At 31.9% G+C, this 20,640-nt stretch carries 16 protein-coding genes; 11 read left to right on the forward strand and 5 right to left on the reverse strand.

Translation table 11 applies throughout. The annotated features are described in order from the left end of the window. Positions 1-120 precede the first annotated feature (120 nt). Both MEVAN_RS08525 and MEVAN_RS08530 read right to left on the reverse strand, forming a co-directional pair. Positions 121-4,776, reverse strand: coding sequence for a cobaltochelatase subunit CobN (locus MEVAN_RS08525; RefSeq protein WP_012066463.1), 4,656 nt, complete (start codon positions 4,774-4,776; stop codon positions 121-123). A 303-nt stretch (positions 4,777-5,079) separates the two neighbouring features. After that, positions 5,080-5,424 (reverse strand): hypothetical protein, encoded by a 345-nt coding sequence (locus tag MEVAN_RS08530; protein WP_012066464.1) that lies wholly within the window; start codon positions 5,422-5,424, stop codon positions 5,080-5,082. 670 nt (positions 5,425-6,094) lie between these two features. Between MEVAN_RS08530 and MEVAN_RS08540 the strand changes: the two genes are divergently transcribed. From MEVAN_RS08540 to MEVAN_RS08555, 4 genes are read left to right on the forward strand one after another with little or no spacing between them, the layout of a single operon-like run. After that, positions 6,095-6,670 (forward strand): FmdE family protein, encoded by a 576-nt coding sequence (locus tag MEVAN_RS08540; protein ID WP_012066466.1) that lies wholly within the window; start codon positions 6,095-6,097, stop codon positions 6,668-6,670. A 41-nt stretch (positions 6,671-6,711) separates the two neighbouring features. After that, on the forward strand, positions 6,712-8,463 hold the full coding sequence (locus tag MEVAN_RS08545) for a formylmethanofuran dehydrogenase subunit A (protein ID WP_012066467.1): 1,752 nt from the start codon (positions 6,712-6,714) through the stop codon (positions 8,461-8,463). Between the two features lie 9 nt (positions 8,464-8,472). Beyond that, positions 8,473-9,747: a formylmethanofuran dehydrogenase subunit C gene (locus tag MEVAN_RS08550; RefSeq protein WP_012066468.1), complete on the forward strand. Its 1,275-nt coding sequence runs from the start codon at positions 8,473-8,475 to the stop codon at positions 9,745-9,747. Beyond that, entirely contained in the window at positions 9,728-11,056 is a 1,329-nt protein-coding gene (locus tag MEVAN_RS08555) for a formylmethanofuran dehydrogenase subunit B (RefSeq protein ID WP_012066469.1), read from the forward strand. The genes MEVAN_RS08550 and MEVAN_RS08555 overlap by 20 nt, the downstream gene beginning before the upstream one ends. A 162-nt stretch (positions 11,057-11,218) precedes the next feature. On the opposite strand, the gene MEVAN_RS08560 is transcribed toward MEVAN_RS08555, so the two are convergent. Next, on the reverse strand, positions 11,219-12,340 hold the full coding sequence (locus tag MEVAN_RS08560) for a molybdopterin molybdotransferase MoeA (RefSeq protein WP_012066470.1): 1,122 nt from the start codon (positions 12,338-12,340) through the stop codon (positions 11,219-11,221). 251 nt (positions 12,341-12,591) lie between these two features. On the opposite strand from MEVAN_RS08560, the gene modA reads away from it, so the two are divergent. The 7 genes from modA to MEVAN_RS08595 all read left to right on the forward strand — a co-directional run bounded on the left by modA (position 12,592) and on the right by MEVAN_RS08595 (position 19,752). Then, positions 12,592-13,362, forward strand: coding sequence for a molybdate ABC transporter substrate-binding protein (modA, locus tag MEVAN_RS08565; protein ID WP_012066471.1), 771 nt, complete (start codon positions 12,592-12,594; stop codon positions 13,360-13,362). 9 nt (positions 13,363-13,371) lie between these two features. Then, a complete protein-coding gene (gene modB, locus MEVAN_RS08570) occupies positions 13,372-14,037 on the forward strand; it encodes a molybdate ABC transporter permease subunit (protein ID WP_012066472.1) in 666 nt (221 codons plus the stop codon). Between the two features lie 153 nt (positions 14,038-14,190). Further along, positions 14,191-14,805 carry a TetR/AcrR family transcriptional regulator gene (locus MEVAN_RS08575; protein WP_012066473.1) on the forward strand — a complete coding sequence of 205 codons (615 nt, stop codon included), beginning with the start codon at positions 14,191-14,193 and terminating at the stop codon, positions 14,803-14,805. Positions 14,806-14,885: 80 nt separating this feature from the next. Then, complete coding sequence (locus MEVAN_RS08580) at positions 14,886-16,052, forward strand: efflux RND transporter permease subunit (RefSeq protein WP_012066474.1); 1,167 nt, start codon at positions 14,886-14,888, stop codon at positions 16,050-16,052. After that, positions 16,045-17,607 (forward strand): COG1361 S-layer family protein, encoded by a 1,563-nt coding sequence (locus tag MEVAN_RS08585; protein WP_012066475.1) that lies wholly within the window; start codon positions 16,045-16,047, stop codon positions 17,605-17,607. The genes MEVAN_RS08580 and MEVAN_RS08585 overlap by 8 nt, the downstream gene beginning before the upstream one ends. Positions 17,608-17,745: 138 nt before the next feature. Then, entirely contained in the window at positions 17,746-18,750 is a 1,005-nt protein-coding gene (locus MEVAN_RS08590) for an AI-2E family transporter (RefSeq protein WP_012066476.1), read from the forward strand. 180 nt (positions 18,751-18,930) lie between these two features. Further along, the gene (locus MEVAN_RS08595; protein ID WP_012066477.1) at positions 18,931-19,752 is read left to right on the forward strand and encodes a DUF4013 domain-containing protein; all 822 of its coding nucleotides are present in this window, start codon (positions 18,931-18,933) and stop codon (positions 19,750-19,752) included. Positions 19,753-19,803: 51 nt separating this feature from the next. Here MEVAN_RS08595 and MEVAN_RS08600 read toward each other — a convergent pair whose 3' ends face one another. Both MEVAN_RS08600 and MEVAN_RS08970 read right to left on the reverse strand, forming a co-directional pair. Next, complete coding sequence (locus MEVAN_RS08600; protein ID WP_012066478.1) at positions 19,804-20,328, reverse strand: MBL fold metallo-hydrolase; 525 nt, start codon at positions 20,326-20,328, stop codon at positions 19,804-19,806. Between the two features lie 109 nt (positions 20,329-20,437). After that, complete coding sequence (locus MEVAN_RS08970) at positions 20,438-20,593, reverse strand: hypothetical protein (protein ID WP_156769215.1); 156 nt, start codon at positions 20,591-20,593, stop codon at positions 20,438-20,440. Positions 20,594-20,640 lie beyond the last annotated feature (47 nt).

The raw sequence follows: 20,640 nt of genomic DNA on the forward strand, positions 1-20,640 counted from the left end.
TTTTGTTAAATACGGATAAAATGAATAGTATTAAATAAAATCTTTATGTTACGTGCTTGTTTTACATAAGTCTTCTATCATTTTAATTACCTCAAGATGAAAATATTAAAAAAGAAATAATTACTTTCTTTTTAAGAACTTTAAAATTTCAGGATTATTTTTAAAGTATCCAAATCCAATAAGTCCTGTCATTCCTAATGCTGCAATAATTGCAATTATTGTAGTACTTGATGATGAAGAAGAAACAGGTTCATTTACTGTAACTTCATATGCTTTTTTAGATGAGTCTAATGTATTGGAATCTTGATTTAATGTATTTTTATTATTATTATCTGAACCTACCAAACTACTAGAATCCGTTTTTGTAGTGTTTACCTTTACTGTTTCGTTTACCTTTACTTCTTTAACTTCTTCAATTTCTTCATTACTGTATAATTTTTGACTTGAACTACTACTTTTAGAAGTTTTAGGATTACTTTCTAAATCTGGTTTTATATTAGTATTTGTTGCAGTTTCATATTTTTCCATGAATTCATTTAATGTAGTTTTATCTAAGTTTGAATTAGCAAGTGCCCATTTATTAAGTTCAACATTTGCACAAGTGTGATGACAGCATGTAACTCCGTATTCAACTACTGACTTAATGTATTCATTTGCTAAGTTTTGTAGTGTTTCGTCAGATGCGTCCCAGTAGTCTTTACGAGCTGTTTCAAGCATTCTTGATGTCATTGATTGATATGCGTAAGGATTAGCATCTTTCATGAATTCGTTTACCCCTATACCATATTTATCCTCAACATAAATTTTATGGAGTTCATTCCAGTCGTTGTCGGATATTAAATCAGGGGTAACTACATTCCAGCCCCACATATATTCTGTGAATTTCATGAATTCACGTGCACCTGCATAGTCGTGTTCCATCATTCCTTCAATCCATTTTGGGTTAAGGTATCTTGAACGTAATTCAGTTCTTAATGCCTCTTGTAGGGTATTTACTTTCATATCATTTGGATTTGCAAGGTTTGCAATATATAGGTCAATATTTTCTCCAGTAAGTGACCGTTTAGTAAGCTGCAATGCCCCTAAATATTGAAATACATCGTCATTATCCATCAGTCCATAAAGATTGGAACTTCTACTATGCACTGCTGCATCCATGTTTAATATATTTAACCTGAACACGTCTTTATATCCTTCCCCCCACGTTCCTTTCCCATATACGTGAGACATTCTTGATAAATATAGTTCAGCAAGTTTATCTTCATTATCCCAGGTATTACTTGCAGAAATTGCTTCAGATAATCCAGTGCCGTATGAACCGGGCGCTTCACTAAATATTCTAGCTCTTGAAAGTTCAAAGGCTAAAGTTTCATTGTACCCCATTTCAAGAAGCGCTTGTTCTATTTTTAATGAATTCCATTTTACATAATTTGTTTCATTTGTTTCATTTAGTTGAGCAACCATTCGTATAGCGTCATCAATTAATTCGAGCTGGTAAGGATAAGTATCCCGGTAAAGGCCAGAAGGGGTAACAGTTACATCTACCCTTGGATATCCATTCATTTCATCTAAAGGAATTACTTTAAATCCCGTTACCCTACCACTACTTCGAACTGGTTTAACACCCAATAGTGCATGGATTTGTGCTTCCATTAAACCTTGATGCCTCATTGTTTCAACAGACCAAAGAACAAATGCGACATTTTTAGGATATTCACCATGTGTTTCATAGTATCGATCCAACATTTGACGGGCTAAAATAGTACCCATTGCCTCAGTTTCCTCATTTGGAATTAGACGCTGATCAAAACTGTAAAAGTTTTTACCTGTCGGTATTGCACTTGGATTACGAATTGGATCATTTCCGGGGCCAGGCGTAATATATTCGGCATTTAATGCCCTTAAAGTATTTATTATTTCTTTATTCGTTTCTTTAAGACTATTTGAATATTTAAGAGCAGTTTCAAGATTGGATTCAATGTTTACATCTTCAATACCTAATATTTTCAATTGTACCGACGATACATCTGTTCCATTTAATAATATTTCATTTAAGAGTTCAGTTGCTATTTCACCGGCTTTCATTTCCCTATCTTCAAGATCAGTATAGCTGGCATCTATGTGAGGTTCGATATTGTCTATGAATTCATTTCCAAGCATTGATTTTACTAATGAAACTAACCTTTCTCCTTCAGGTGCAGTTCCAAATACGTGTAAACCCATCGGCATTAGGGAATTACCAATATTATGCAGGTGGTCATGCAGTACTGTACCAATAAATGTCTCAAACTCTAAATCTGTCATTGATTCTATTGTACCGATTGGAATATTTAAGTCAGTTTCAAAATCAAGTGATTTATAGTATTCAGTAATTGTTTCTCGATATAGTGCGGCCATCTCAGTATTATTTTGGGCCACTGCATTTTCATAAAGGTGAACCCTATCGTGGATTTCTGCAAGGTCTCCATACAATCCCGCATTTGAAATTGCAGGAATTAAATGGTCAATAATGACTGCATTCCCTCTTCTTTTAGCTTGGGTACCTTCACCTACGTTATCCATAATGTAAGGATATATAACGGGAGTATCTGAAACCATGATTGATGGGTAATCATATTTCCATAATCCTAATTCCTTACCGGGTAACCATTCTTGTGTTCCATGTGTTCCAAAGTGTATTATTGCATCTGCATCAAAAATATTATTTATCCAAAAGTATGTTGCAAGATACTGGTGTGTTGGCGGAAGGTGTTTGTCGTGATATAATATTGATTCATCAGATGCATGACCCCTCATTGGTTGGGGTAGCATTATTAAATTTCCGGATTGCACTACTGGAATAACAAATGAATTTTCATATACCATTATATTTCCAGGAGCATCGCCCCACATTGATTCAATGTCTGCTTTTACCTGTTGGGGTAGTGTATCATACCAATTTAGATATTCTTCAACAGGAACTAATATTGCGTTTTTAGAATTAACAACACTTTCAAGTTCGCCAGGGGCCCATGGACCTACGTTCCTACTTTCAATAAACATGTCAATTATTTGTTTTCCAGTTGGAATTGGTTCATCTAACATATAACCTGAATTTTTCATATTTTCAAGTAATAATGGTATACTTTTAGGAACGTCTAAATAACTAGCTCCAATATTATCTTTTCCGCCACCATGATTATAATAAATCAAAGCAACTTTTTTGTCTTTATTATCTATGTACTTTAGATTGGCCCAAGATATTGCACGGTTACAAAGCCATTCTACCTGTTCTTCAGCAGGTTCGTAGTACATTCTTCCAGTATCTGGATCTTTTACTCGTCCTGCAATCCATATAAAGTCAGTTAATCCATCAATTTCAGGTTGAGTAATCTGCCATGCAATAGACTGGATATCTAAGCCCCTTGAGTTATAATATTCGTCAGGGGTTTGATAATAATCTTGTACTGCTTTTAAAATAGGTACATTATATTTTTGAAGGTATTCTACACCTTTTTCCTGATTTCCAAAATTTAAATAAAATCCTTTAAGGGATATTATTGTATCAACAAGTACTTCATCATTTTTTACAAAGTAATCAACATCACTACTAAATGCATGCTGGGATGCAAAAATAACGTTAATACCATTTGATTCAAGATATTCTATGATTGAATCTTCCGTTTTTAAGTCTATTTTTTCTTTAGGAAGGTTGCCTGTAACTATCCCGATAGTCGGGGCAGATTTATTATAACCGTTTTCTTCATACCACTCTAAATATTCTGAAGAATTTGAAAATATCCTTGGAAATGCTTTTGGGTGATATATTCCGTTAGCAGGTACGTCAGGACTTTTAGGGGGTGCATATTCTATATAGGTATCTTTGATAGTTGCACCAACACACCTAATCCAGTTTTCCATGTTTGAAAAACCGCCATTATAAAGATAGTCTTTTGTAATGTCATGAGGGGATTTTTCCATATCAAATGTTGTAACGTGTTCTCCAAAGCCCATTCCAAAAAGCCCGATTTTTACACTGTTGTTTTTTGCATCTACTAATTTACCTTCAAATCCTTGAAAGGTATTGTGTCCAATCATATACATTATAATTACGTCCTGATTGGATAAACTTTCTACATTTGTAGCTTCTTCTCCATTCATTACTGTTACGTTGAACATATCTGTAATTATATTTCGTTTTTTAGTTACTTCTTTAAGGTAATGAATGCTAGAATCGTGATACATAATATATGCTATATTAATTTTTGGTTGAATAATCTCTGGTTCAGGGATTAATTCATAACCTATACCTGAAAATTTGTTTCCAATGAATTTTACCATGTTTTCAATATTTATTTCGCCACCTTGAACCCAGTATCGCTCAATATCTTCATATTCACTAGAATATAAGTCAACATTTGGCAAATTTTTATTATTCTTCAAATTATACCCAATCACTTTTGAACCGTTTATTTTTGCATTGTTTATATCTGACGTCCAAACTTCAAGGGTTGTCTCATTTATTGATTCTATAATGATAACGCCATATTTTGAAAAATTAATGTCATTAGCTAAATTTTCTTTTTGAACTATTGTTATATTAATTTTTGACGAAATATTTAGATTTTTAGATACATTATGTAATTCTTCAGCATTTGAATTAATCCCAAGGATAAACAAAAACTGATTGGAATTATTTATGCTATTATTTCCTACAGGGTCGTCAGCAAAAACTGTAGTAATTGATATTAATAGTATTAATCCAAATAATATGGGTAAAATCTTTTTTAACTGCATAATATCCTCCAATTAGGCTTAAAAATTATTTTAAAAGGTTTAAAATTTGAATTTTTAAAAAATTAAATAGTTTAAATTCCTACCACCTATAAAGTTTAATTTATATAATTGCAATTAAAATTGAATATGTGTAGTTATATATATTATTTTCTAGTTATATTTATGAAACTACAATTAAAATTGAAGATTTTTAAATTTAAAAAAAAGAGAATTTAAAATAAATTTTATGGTAACGACTGAAAAATATAAACTTTTAAAATTGGAAAATTTTTTAAAATAAAAAATAAAGACTAAAATCCGGTTTCACTGATTTTTAGTAGTTATTAAATTTACTTTTTTAAATTTTTTAACGATTTTTTCAAGTAAACTTTCTTTTTTATCCTGAAAAATGTTAATTCCTTTTTCAATAATTTGAAGTTCTAATGAAGTATCGTAATCACAAATCCCTTTATAACATACTTCTTTAAATTCTCCGTTTTTGCATATTAACTCTTTATCAACTAAGTACTGAATATTTTTAACAATATTTCGCTTAGGAATATTTTTAAATTCTTTAAAAACATCTCCAAGCTTAAATGTAAATACATTTTTTTTCTGATTTTCGTGCATATACCTTAAAATTCTTACTTTAATTTCTTCGTCATTCATATAATTTCTCACCATTCATATTTTTTATAATATCGTTACTTTAAAATTTTAAGTATTGTTAAATAATTTAATTTAACTTAAATATACTTTAAATATATAATGTTTTCCATAGTCGATACTATTTATAAATATATCTAAGTTTAATATAGTTTATAAACTAATAAATTTCTGGAAGATAAAATGAATTTTAAAATGAGTTTAAAAAGATATTTTAAAAGTAGTAGTGCAGAATTTTTATTTAAAATTTTTTTAATATTATTTATAATTTCTTCACTTTTAAACGTGTTTTATGGAGTTATAAGTAAGATTTTTCCAATCACTATTGTATTAACACCAAAAATTCAGATTGTTATCGGCATTATAATGCTTTTAAATCTTATAGGCATCGTATTTTTTGAATACCGCCTAAATTGACTTATTTTTTTAATATTTTTTAAAATCTACTAATTTTTAACTACCAACCCAATTTTTTATTTTCTATATTTTATATATTTATAAATTTATATATTTAAAAATATATTTGGTAATATATATTCATTTCGGCTTGAATCTAATGTAAATATATATAATTACAAATCTATAAGTAGGTAATAAGATATGTTTAATAATAGATAATCTATTATCTAAAAAAATTCTCAAAAGGAATTTTTAGGCATATCTGGGTGAATAAATGCATGAAGCAGATGAAATACTGAATTTAGTAAGTGACCCCCACTTGCTTAGTCAGTTCAAGAGAATAACTAAATTTCACGGTTTTCCAACTGCTGGAGCACTTGTTGGAATTCAGATGTATAACCTTTCAAAAGAAATACTGAATTTTAATGAAAACGATAGAATTTACGTTGTAAGTGAAACTTACAACTGCCTACCCGACGCTTTTCAAATTTTAGGTAATGCTTCTATTGGGAATAAAGGCCTTCGAATAGATGATAACGGTAAAATGGCTGCAAAAGTTAATGCATGGGCCCCTTCTGGAGATACTATTAACGGAGTTCGTATAATTTTAGATCCTGAAAAGACTAAGAAATACCCTATACTCCATGCATGGTACATGAATACTGAAAAAATAACCCATAAAGCAGCAGTAACTGAGCTTTTAAAAGCAGGTTTTGAGGTTTACTCTTACGAATTCGTAGAAGTTATAGCCCCTTCAAAACCAAAAAAGAAGGTTGAACTTTGTGAAATATGCAAAGAACCATTCCTACAGAAAAATGGCGAAACAAAATGTTTAGCATGTACTAAATAATTCAAAAATTGATTTTGCCAAATTAAACTACTGGTGGTATGATGACCAAAATGGTTGTAAAAGGAGGGACTGTTTACGACCCTCTAAATGGTATTGATGGAGAAGTAATGGACATATTCATCAAAGATGGAAAAATTGTTGAATGCATGTCCGAAAGCGAATTAAGAGACGCTAAAGTACTTGATGTAACTGGAAAAGTTGTAATGCCGGGAGGAGTTGATTCACACACTCACGTGGCAGGATGTAAGGTAAATACTGGGCGAGTAATGTGTCCAGAAAACCAGTACAAATCCCCTATGGGAAAAACTCATAATACCCACTCTGGTTCTGGAGACATAGTGCCTTCAACATATGCTCAAGGATATACTTACGCTTCAATGGGTTATACTACCTTATTTGAAGCAGCAGTTCCCCCAATGGCTGCGAGACACTCTCACGAGGAATTTAAATCATTACCTATCGTAGATAAAGCAGGCTACCTGCTTTTGGGGAGTAACTGGTTTGTAATGAAATATCTAAAAGAAGGAAATATCGATAAAGCTGCAGCATATATTGCATGGGCTCTTGAAACCACAAAGACATACGGTATAAAACTTGTAAACCCCGCAGGTGTTGAAAACTGGAAATGGGGTAAGAATGTTCACTCTCTTGATGATAGAGCACTCCATTTTGATGTAAGTGCAAGAGAAATGATTGAAAACCTTGCAATTATCAATGAAAGATTTGGACTTCCAATGTCAATTCACCTTCACGCAAATAACTTGGGTCACCCAGGAAATTGGGAAATTACTCTAGACACAATGGATGTTACAAAGAAAATTAAACCGGTTGTAAACAAAGCCGGTTATGATACGGGCGTAAAAACAAAATATTCTCATGACAGAGAACAAAGTGTCTACATGACACACATTCAATTCCACTCATTTGGTGGGACATCATGGAAAGATTTTGAATCAAAAGCAGATGTAATTGCAAAACACATAAACAAGTCAGACCACATTGTAATGGATAGTGGTAGCGTTGCATTTGGAAAAGCGATATGTATGACGGGGGATGGTCCGGGTTTATACGACATTGCAACAATGACTGGCGGTAAATGGGCAAATGAAGACGTTGAACTTGAATGTGGTTCTGGAGTAACTCCGTTTTTATATGATCATAAAAACAAAGTACACAGTATTCAATGGGCAATGGGGCTAGAACTCATGCTTTTAACAGACCCCAAAAAAGCAATTATGACAACCGATAACCCTAATGCAGGGCCATTTATGAAATACCCTGTATTAATTAGGTGGTTAATGTCAAGAAAAGCAAGAGAAGACATGATGAAAGAATGCCATAAAGGGGCATCAGAAAGAACCACACTTGCAAATATCGATAAAGAATTAAGTCTTTATGAACTTGCAACAGTTACACGGGCAACTCCTGCAAAGGCAGTAGGTATTGGCTATAGAAAAGGACATTTGAGCCCAGGTGCTGATGCAGATATTACGGTATATGACATAAGCCCAGATTACAATTCAAATGACTATATGGCAATTGAAAAAGCCTTTAAGACTGCAAAATACACCATAAAAGATGGGGAAGTAATAACTAAAGAGGGAAGAATTATTGAAACGCCAAAAGGTAGAACATACTACGCCGATGTTAAGGTTAATAATGAACTTCAAAATGAAGTCATTGGAGACATTAAAGAATGGTTTAGAAAGTACTACTCAATAAGCTTTTCAAACTACCCTGTTCCAGAAAAATACTTAACAAATCCAACTCCCCTTAACATTAATGCGAGATAGGTGAGATGTATGGGAGAAATTATACTTAAACTAAAATATGATGGCACAATGCCTTTAGAATGTGAAGTAATCACGCCAGATACTTTTGAAGGAAAATCAAAAGATGAAATTAGTGCTTTAAAAGTATTCAGGGGCCCAGAAGAGCTTCTTCTTTCGGACGTTTTCGAAATTTCGGGAGATTTCACATGTTCAAAGGAAAATATGGTAATCAAAATTTTAGGGAATGCTGGAAATGTAAAACTAATTGGTTACCAAATGACTGCAGGTAAAATCATAGTTGAAGGCGATGCTGGTTTTCACATTGGCTGTGAAATGAAAGGCGGAGAAATTATTGTAAATGGAAATGCTAAGCACTGGGCAGGGAGAGAAATGGAAGGGGGACTCCTTCACATCTTTGGAAATGCTGGTGACCACGTTGGCAGTTCATACCGCGGTAGATGGGAAGGAATGCTCAATGGTACCATCATAGTTGAAGGCGATGCTGGATACCATGTTGGAGATGGCTTAGTAAATGGTAAAATAATAGTAAAAGGTAACGTTGGAGGATTCTGCGGCGTTAAACAGAACGGCGGATTAATATACGTCGGCGGAAATGCATTTAGAACCCTCGGGGTAGAAATGAAAGGCGGAACAATTGTTGTCTGCGGAAAAGTCATGAATTTTGCACCTGGCTTTGAATCAGCAGGAATTGTACGTGATTTTGAAACCGATCTTACAGGTTATGCAATTCCCAATAAACTAATAGTTTTTAAAGGCGACTATGCATTCTATCCAAAACCTAAAGGAAAACTTTATTTATCCCTATCAGAAAACTCTGAATTATTAAATGATAGAATGCCTGCTGAAGAAAGACCTATTGAGTTTGTTGGAAACGCATTAACGGTTGTACTCAATACTGGAAGTACAATTGAGGAAGGTAAGGTCATTAAAGGTGGAAAAAAATACTATCCTGAGTATGTAAAAGAAGCAGCATACTGTGAAATACACCCTGATGACTATAATTTGCTTGGAAGACCTGAAAAGGTTAAAGTTATCAGCCAAGACCAAAGGTATAGTGTAGTAGTATACGTAAAACCTTCAGATGATGTTTTAAGGAGAAATGCGTTTATTCCAAGAGGAGTATGGGCAAATTCAATAATTGATGCTTTATCAGGAAGTACTGGATCTCCAGTATATAAGGGAGGAATCGTGTATATCGAACCTTCAGATGATGAAGTATACCATGCAGAATATATTATTGACAACATCTACAAAGGTGAATCAAATGGCAAGTCAAACATTTAAGGATATAATATGTCCTGTATGTGGCGGTGCATGTGATGACATTGAAGTAGTTTGGGATGAGGAAACTCGTGACTTAACTGTTAGAAATGCATGCAAAATGGGCGCTGCAAAGTTTGGGGAAGTTATAAGCCACCACAGAATAATGTCACCACAGATAAGGAAAAATGGAGTACTTGTTGATGTTTCGTGGGACGAAGCAATAGAGAAAGCTGCAGAAATTTTGGCAAATTCAAAAAGACCTCTTCTTTACATGGGTGCAGAAACATCGTGTGAAGCAATGGAAGTAGGTCTTCACATGGGCGAATATATCGGTGGAATAGTTGATTCTTGCTCAACAGTGTGTCACGGACCTTCCTTAATGGGGGTTCAAGAAGCTGGAAAACCTGGCGCAACTGCTGGGGAAACAATGAACAGAGCTGACGTTGTCATATATTGGGGAACCAATCCAATGGACTCAATGCCAAGACATTTGTCAAAGTATGCACTATTTCCAAAAGGATACTTTGTAGAAAAAGGGAGGCTTGGAAGAACTGTTATAACCGTAGACCCAAGAAGAACTGCAACTGCAAAAGCATCCGATATACACGTTCAATTAAAGCCAAACTCTGATTATGAGATGTTTTCAGCACTTTTAATGGCAGTAAGAGGTAAAATGCCTCACCCGAGTGTTGAAAAAGTAACTGGTGTTCCCGTAGAAACGATATTACAGGCTGCTGAAATAATTAAAAACTCGAAATTCACATCAATTTACGGCGGTCTCGGGTTACCTGCATCAGATGGTAGACATAGAAATATTGAATGTGTATTGACGCTTGTAAAAGAGCTTCAAAGACACACAAAAGTTACAATTGGTTTAATTAGGGGCCACTGTAACGTTGCAGGATTTAACGTGCTTGCATCGTATCTTTACGGATTCCCATTCGGACTTGACTTTGCAAGGGGCTATCCAAGATATAATCCTGGAGAATATACTGCAAACGATGTTTTACGAGAAAAAGAAGTTGATGCAGCACTTATCATGGCGTCAGACGTTGGTGCACACTACCCACAGGAATCAGTAAGCCACTTAAAAGACATTCCTGTAATAACTTTAGATATTGCACCATGTCCCTCGACCTCAGTTGCAGACGTGGTCTTACCGGGTGTTTTGGATGCACTTGAGTGTGATGGTACGTTTTATAGGTTTGATGAAATACCAATCTACTTCAAACCGTTTACAAAATCTCCATTTACATTCACACAAAGTAACGAGGACACTCTAAAACAGTTGTTTAAGAGAGTAAAAGAACTTCGTGAACAAAAAAAGTAAAAATATTTTAGTATTTATTTTTTTAATATTTTTTAAAATCGTTAAAATAGATCATTTAATGAAAATTAAATTTAAATTAAGTATTAATTAATCATTAAGGAATATTTATTCAAAAGGATGCTTGCCTTGTTTGTAATGTATTAATTAATCATTAAGCATTAATTAATCATAAAGCCAAACTTCGACATCTCCTTCCGCAATTTCAATACCTTCTTTTAGCTCAACAATTCCATTAGAGTATGCAATCGAAGTTATATGACTTGAATCTTTAAATACTGGATTTACAAACCCATTTTGATAAATTACCGGTACATAAAATCTTTTATCCACTTCTTTTTTAAATTCACCAAGTATTTTAGCACTAACGATTTTTTTACAGTTTTTAGAGTGTGAATATCGGCATATTAATGGGTATATAAATAAATAAGAACAAATTATACATGAAGTTACTTTTCCCGGAGTACAAATTATCGGAATTCCATCGATTTCTCCTGCAAGAACTGGTTTTCCAGGCCTCATTTTTACGCCATGAAATAGGACTGTTCCAAGTTCATTAACCACATCTGGAGTATAGTCTCTTTTTCCAACAGAAACACCTCCTGAAGTAACTATAATATCGTAATTTAAACCTTCAAGTATTTTATTTCGTAATTCGGCCCTATCATCTTTGGATACCCCTAAAAATACGGGAATTCCCCCTGCTTTTCTTACAATTCCTGCAATCGTTTTTGAATTCACATCAGAAATTTTTTCAAGTTCATCACCAGTTGAAATTATTGCAACTTTTGGAATTTTATAAACTTTTAATTCAGAAATTCCCAAGGATGCTAAAAGTCCAACATTTCTTTCGTTAATTGTACTACCTTTTTCTAAAACAAGCTGTCCTGAAACAATATCTGAGCCTTTTTCAACAATATATGTACTTTCAGGTATGTCAAAAACGGTTATAATATTCCCCTCAAGTTTAGTATTTTCAATTGGAATTATGCAGTATGCATTTTTAGGAACTTTTCCACCAGTTGCAACAAAAACACACTGATTTTTTTCAATATTTACGTTTCTAAGATCCCCTGCATGAACTTCATCAATAACTGTATAATGCTCAAGAAATGGGGCGGTAACCGCATAGCCGTCCATGTTAGACTTTCTAAATTCGGGAATGTTAGACTTAGATACGATATCTTTAGCTAAGATTCTACCGTAGGCGTCAAAAAGGCTTATTTTTTCCGTTTTTTCAAAATTAAATTTTTTCAAAATATGTTCTGCTTCAGGAACTGATATCATGTTTTCACTCAAGGTTTTGACATGTAAGAGATAAGTTATAGATGATGAATAGATAACGTATATTAATTACTCAAATAATAAGTACTTAATCAATATGCATTACATTATATAAATACTTTACATTAAATTTTGTTCATTAATTCAAAATGTTGTATTAATAAAGCAAAATTATATATATTAGTAAATAATAGTAATTACTATTTTGTTAAAAAAGTAACTATATACTATTAATATATCTAAGTGGTGAAACAATGAAAGGGCATATCATTTTTGCAGGTGTTCTTGCATTAATGCTACTATTTGCAGGATGTATTTTAGAACCTGCTGAAGAAACGAAAATAACAGTTTCTGCTGCTTCAAGTTTAACTGAAGCTTTTACAGATATAAAAACTGAATTTGAAAAAGATAATCAAAATATTAAAGTTACATTGAATTTTGGAGCATCGGGTTCATTAAGGCAGCAAGTTGAGGCTGGGGCTCCAGTTGATGTGTTTGCATCGGCTTCAGAAAGCCACGTAAATATACTTGAAAAGGCAAATTTAACTTTGAAGGATTCAAAAGCTATTTTTGCAAAAAACAGCCTTGTACTAATTGTTCCAAAAGGTAATCCTTTGAAAATTTCATCTGTAACTGATTTAAAAAATGCTAATGTGACAAAAATTGCAATTGGAAACCCTGAAACTGCACCTGTTGGAAAATACACGAAAGAATCTTTATTAAAAATGGAACTTTGGGATAATTTAGAGCCAAAAGTAGTTTATGGTGAAAATGTAAGGCAGGTTTTAACATACTTGGAAACTGGTGACGTTGATGCAGGATTTGTTTACATGACAGATGCAAAAATTGCAAAAGAAAATACTATTGACGTAATAACTACTGTTCCTACAGTAACTGAAATTATTTACCCAGTATGCATTATAGATTCGTCTAATAATAAAAAAGAAGCACAAATTTTTGTAAATTATTTAAAAAGTGAAACTGGAAAACGAATATTGTTAAATTATGGTTTTACTGTAAATTAGGGATAAACTATGGATTCAATCATTTTCCCATTATTTCTTACATTAAAAATTTCTTTTATTTCTACACTTTTTGTAGTACTTTCGGGGGTCATTATTTCGTATTTTCTTGTAAGAAAACAGTTTTTTGGGCGAAATTTTTTAGAAGTTTTGGTAACTATGCCAATGGTTTTACCGCCAACAGTTTTAGGGTACCTTCTTGCACTACAGCTTGGCAGAAATGGGCTTATTGGTGGATTATATTATAATATTACGGGAAAAGGATTACTATTCACATGGCAAGCTGCAGTAATTGCTGCATTTATTGTATCTCTTCCATTAATGATTAGAACAACAACTGCAGCAATTTTAGCAGTAGATAGGGAATTAGAATATGTATCATATACTCTAGGAAAAACGGAACTTGAAACAGCACTTAAAATAACGTTACCATTATCAAAAAAAGGAATAATTGCAGGGTCGATCCTTAGTTTTGCACGTTCTGTCGGGGAATTTGGTGCAACATTAATGGTTGCAGGAAATATTCCTGGAAAAACGAATACAATGTCTTTATCAATTTATCAGGCATTTCAGACGGGAAATTATGAAATGGCGAATTTTTTAGTTATAATATTAATATTAATGTCATTTTTTACAATATTCTTCACAGAATTATTTATAAACAAGTTAAAATTATAACATTTTTAAAATTCTTTTAAAATCATTATTTTATTCTACAGGTACAATGTTATTTTACCTTATTTAACTTTTTAACTTTTTTATACATTTTTCAGTTAATTTTATATATCAAAACTGCAATGTATCATACATACCTTCTGGTAGGTAGGTAAAATGACAACAAAAGAAAACATAATTTTACAAGCATCATCACTATTTCTTAAAAAAGGATACAAACAAACGTCTTTAAATGAAATCGCAGAAAATGTGAATATAACGAAAGGTGGAATCTACCACTATTTTAAAGATAAACACGAGCTTTTTTTAGAAATGGTGCATTACTTTAAGTTAACATTTGAAAACTTGTTTTTAGAAATGGAAAATGAGTCTTCTCTTGAAAATTTGCTTAAAAATTACTTTAAGCACGTTGAAATACTAGAATTAAAGTTAGTTGAAGATTTAAAACTTTCAAACGAAGATATTAAAAGATATTCTCAGCTACAGTCCAGATTTTTTTTGGACGCTCAGGTTTATGGCCCTAAAGATATAGATTTTCAATTGTATAATGTAAAGGGACGTAGAATGTATGATATTTTAAAGAAAAAAGTAGAAGAAGCAAAAATTGGTGGTGAAATTTTAAAAGATTTGGATGTTGAAGAAACATGTATTGAAGCAATGGCAATTTTTGACGGATACATTGTTTTAAAACGATTATCTTTAATTGAAAATGCTTATTATTACGGGAACCGGAGTATTGGCCGATTTTGGAATAGGATTAAAACGGAATGAGTTTTATTGCAACAGTAAAGGCAAAAATTTATTCTTACTGATTATGAGCCTACTTGAAGGCATAACTAATGGTGATTTAAATGAAAATTGAAAAATTGCTGTCCGATATAGCCCGAGTTTCTGAAAAACACCCTGTAAAAGTACTTGCCCTAGCAATGATTGTTACAATATTGATGGGATTTTTAGCAACAGGCATTAAATCGGTTACTGACTATGAAAAAATGGTTCCTGACACTGAACCTGTAATCATAGCTTTAAATGAAATAAGAGATGAATTTGGCGGGACTGAAACTATAATGCTTGGAATAAAACTTGCACCGTCAGACAGTCCTGAAAAAGTGACCGATATTCGTGATCCTCGTGTTTTGGAACTCGTGAAATTTTTAAAGCAGGATCTTTCAAGTATTGACATGGTAACCTCAGTTAGTTCTGGAGCTGAAGTAATAATTGCTCAAAATAATGGTGTGGTTCCAAACGATATTAATACTGTAATTTCAATACATAATAGACTTCCAGAAAGTTCCAAATCCAGCATATACAATAGCGATTATTCAATGGTCGTAGTTTATGCAATGACTGATGCAGGAACTGAAGATAAAAAAGCAGTCGTAAAAGAAATTAATTCACGGATTAATGAAGCACCAATTCCCCCCGGAATTCAGGTAATTACAACAGGAACTCCAGCATTAAGTGAGCTTGTAAGTAGGTTAATGAAAGAAAGCCAGTCGGTAACTGGGGCTGCATCACTTCTTGCAATATTTTCAATACTGTTTCTATACTTTAGAAAAGTTGTAAAAGCACTTTTACCATTAATTCCCGTAGTTGTTGCAATTATATGGGCGGCAGGTTCAATGGCATTACTAGATATTCCGTTAGATACTGCAACTTCAGTAGTAGCTTCATTACTTTTGGGGCTCGGGATTGACTATGGTGTGCACTTATACCATAGATACGAAGAAGAGAGAAAAGACGGAAAAACAATTGCACAAGCCGTAGATATTTCGGTAGTAAGTACCGGAAGTGCAGTTATAGTAACAACCGCAACAACAGTTGCAGGATTTGCAGCACTTACAATTGCACCTCTTTCAATGATGGCAAACATGGGTAAAGTCTGTGCACTGGGTATATTTTACTGCATGGTTTCAGTTATAGTGCTTCTTCCACCGCTACTTGTGGTAGAGGAGAGATATATTGACCCCTTAATGAAAAAAATTACCTCAAAATTAAAAGGTGATTCTAATGAATAACATATCTAAAATAATTTTATCAATTAGCTGTTTACTGCTGCTGTTTTTAAATGTAAACGCACTTGAAATAAACGAACCGCAGTTTAATCCAAATATTATACACCCTGGAGACGACGTAGACGTATGGATTAAATTAACAAATAATGAAAGGTCCGGTGAATCGATAGAAAATTTAAGAGTAACTGTTAATTCAAAATATCCATTTGAATTAAAACAAGTAAATCCTAAAAAAGGAGTTTATGAAATATCCCACTTAAATGAAGGAGAAAGTGACACTGCATACTTTAAACTACACATAAGTAATGATGCATCAACAAGAGACTACAGGCTTGATGTAACTGTTTCGTATGACATTGTAGAATATAGGGGCGGAAAAAAAGAAGTAATTTCAAGAGAATATACAAAAATATACTATATTCCAGTCTATGGTTTAGCAAACTTTGAAATAAATTCAAATGGAGTTACAATAACTCCTTCAAGAACAGAAGAAGTAAAACTTAGCGTATCAAACATGGGAACCGGAACTGCAAAGCAAACAACACTTACAATTGGTTCAAATAACATGATAAACCCTATTGATACAACAAAGTATTATCTTGGAAATATTGATTCAGGAAGTACGACTTCATTTAATGTAAAGCTTCACGCAAGTCAAAATACAAAAGAAGGTTCTTATTTAATTCCCGCAACATTAAACTGGATTGATGAAGATGGAACTGAAAAATCTGAAAATATAAACATAGGGTTTGTAGTTAGGGGAGACATAAATTTAGGAATTTCAAACGTTATAACTGAACCAAGGGAAATAAAAGCACAAGACACCTATGTTAGAATTGATGTAGATTTTACAAACAATGGACATGGGGAAGCTAGAAATATACAAATTGATATGCTAAATGAATATCCATTCAGGGACTCATGGAGTAATGCAAACTTTAAAAACATAGGAACATTAACGTCTGGCGATGTAAAAACTGGAACATTTTATATTGATGTCGATAAAGATGCAAAATCTGGAACTTATAAAATTCCTTTAAAAATAACGTATTTAGATATATTCAACAATGAACACGTTGAAATTCACCACGTAAATATCTTTTTAAAACCAAAAGCAGTACTTGAAATTGTACCTGAAGTTTACGTTTTAAAAGCAGGTCGTGAGAATAAAATTCTTCTAAAAGTTCAAAATAATGGAACACAAAAAGCAGAAAGCGTAAAAATAACTGCAATTAAAAATACTGCTCAACCATTTGATTACCCTCAAAAAACAGATTCAATTGGAACACTTGGAATAAATGAAACCGGCCAAGGAATATTGGTAATCGATGTTGATAAAAAAGCAGTTAATAAAGACTACTTTATTAACATTGAGATAAGAAGTGTTGGAGATTCAGAACAAGGAGATAATAATGTATACCTTTCACAAAAAACTGTGAAAGTTAAAGTTGAAGGAAGAAATAAGTCTATTACAATACCTGCAGCTTTAATTGTATTAATAATAGGATTTGGCGGATATTACGTATATAACAAACGTAAAAAAGGAAGAAGTGATTAAAAACGAATAATTTATTTTTTTATTTTATTTTATTTTATTTTATTTTTTTAGTTATAATTCTAAAATTCTAAAAGATTATATTCTAAGAATTTTAATTTAATAATTAAACTAAATAATATTATTTTGGAGAGGGTTATTTTGAACACTAAAGAATATGATATTTTAAAACGACTTTTAATGCTTTTTTCAGTATTTGCACTTTTATATATGTTATGGCCATTTGTAAGTATCGTGTCAATTGCAATTGCAGTAGCATACATGGCAAAACCATTATACAATAACCTCTGGCCAAAACTTGGAAGGACTTACGGGGCTTTTACCTGTCTTTTGGGAATTGTAGTACCTATGATTTTACTTGTTCTTTTGGTTATAAAAGATGTTGTATTTTTCCTTGTTTCATTAGATGTTCGCATTATGGTTGATTTTCTAACTAATGTCGTATCTCACTTTGAATTTTTACAGTTAAATGAGTCAGATATTTCTAAAATAGTTTCTGAACTATGGAAACTTTCAAAACCTATCTTAGATAGCATTGCCTCCCAAATTTCAGCAATACCATCTTTAATGATGAAGTTACTACTGCTTTTCTTTCTAACATTTTATTTTTTAAAAGACGGATATAAGATAAAAGATATTTTTCTTTCATACGTCCCAGAGGATAGAAAAGAGCATGCAACACTAGTTATTCGGGAAGTCCATGCAGCATTTAAAATATTATTCATTGGAAATGCCGTTACATCACTTTGCGTAGGAATTATTTCAATTATCGGGTATTCTTTAATGGGGGTTCCAAATTCAATTACATTGGGGGCACTTTCTGGAATACTAAATATACTGCCGGTTGTTGGAGGTTGGACGATATATTTTCCATTAACTATCTATTACCTATTGATAGGAGATATTACAAAAAGTATATTGATACTCCTATTTGGAATAATATTCTTATCACTTGCACCTGACTTTGCAATACGGCCAAAAATAGTTGCAAAATCTAGTGATTTACACCCCGTGCTTGTTTTAATTGCATTTTTAGTTGGGCCATTAGCATTTGGAATTTCAGGTCTTGCAATAGGCCCAATAATTGTTGGAACGGTTTACGCAGTCCACAAAGCACGCCAAAAAATTTTGGAAATGGGGGGATAATTTTAAATTTAACATTAAATTCAACTTTAGTTTTTTTATACCATATACCAACTAAGTTGTTTAAAATATGTTAATTTCTAAGTCAATTTAAAATCATTTTTTATCTACCAAACGAATAACAAAGACTATTTTTATACCTTTTAACAATATTGAGATATATGTAAATTTGGAGGAGTAAGTATGTTTTTTAAAAATTACGTTACCGAACCATTAAAATATGGTTTAACTGACAGTTCAAAAATTGTTAAAGGGGGATTACTTTATGGAATTGGAATGGTACTTATGTACAGTTCAATTTTTGCAATATTTTATCCGTTAATTGGGCAATTGGTTCCTTTAAATTTTCCATATAACAGCGGAATTATAATGACAATAGGCTTTCTAATTGGACTAATATCGCTAATATTAATGATTGTTGTAAGTGGCTATTTCTTGAATATAATTAAAAAATCAATAAATAAATCGGAAAATCTTCCAGACTGGAATAACTATTATGGGCTCTTTAAAACAGGCTTTGTTTTTTTTATTGGAGTAATGTTTATTTCAATAGCATTTACAATAATTCAACAGCTAATTAATTATTTAATTGGATATACTGGAACAAATGAAGGCATTTTGATAGCAATTTCAATTTTTATTTCCATATTCCAATCATTATATATTCCTATTGCATCGATAAGTTATGCACACAAAGGGGATTTTTACGCATTTTTTGACATGCCATATATTTTAAAAAAGATGTCGCTTGAATATCTAGCGGTATTTATTGTAGTTATGATTGTAACTACAATAATTACGTTAGTTCCAACGGCAATTGTAATTTTAATTGCAGTATTTGCCATAATATTTATTTACGGCAGTATTGCCTATTCTACAGAACTAGTCCTAGCTTCTGGTTTTATCGGGGGCCCCTTAATGATAATTTTATCAATTTTATACTTTTATTCGGGCGTCTATTCATACAGGGCATTTACAAACTACTTTATTTCAAAAATAGATTAATTATTTACATATTTAATTTAATTAATATTATTTTTAATATTATTTTTTAATTTAATATTCATCCTTATACAATATCCCGTCATGACCTGTAATTATATTTTTTCCAAGACTTTTTATATGTTTTATTGAATTTAGTGCAAGTTCAAAGTCAGTATGGACTTTTGGAGGCAACTCTTTTAAAATGTTATTTTTCAAAGGTGAAGCGTCTCCTGAAATAATATAGTCTTGATATACTACTGAAATACTGTCAGAGGTATGGCCTGGAGTTGGTATAATTTTAATTTCAGGGTCATTTAATTTAGAAATATTTGAAAAATTGATAATTAATGCATTTTTAAATAATTCATTATTTGAAACGTGGTCGAAATGAAAATGGGTGTTTATCACATAATCTATTTCATCTAATTTTACGCCTTTATTGTTAAAATAAGATATTAGATGGTTACGTTTGGATTTTGACGAAGTATCGACTACTATTTTATTATGCCGTGTTTCAATATATGTAACTGATGAAGAAACATCTAAAATTTTTTCACTGCTTCGTTCTAAATATCCAAAATATACTAAATCGATCATGATTTCACGGTTTTAAAATAGTAATCATATAGGAATAGATATGGATTTTATGATTTAATAGTAGTTATAATTAACCCATAATTAGCTATTTATAATTTATAATTTATAATTAGTTATTTTCCCTAATTTTCTTTTTGTTATTTAAATCATCTATACAAACGATTTTAATTGTTTTTTTAGCCCTTACTTTATTATCAAATTCTTTTACCTTTTTAATGGACTTATTTTTTTCATTAATTTCTAAAAAAGTTCTTAATTTTTTCATACTAATCTCTTTTTAGTTTTTTAGTACATGACTCGCTATACCTATAT

This window comes from Methanococcus vannielii SB, assembly GCF_000017165.1.
Lineage (GTDB): Archaea > AGJL01 > Methanococci > Methanococcales > Methanococcaceae > Methanococcus > Methanococcus vannielii.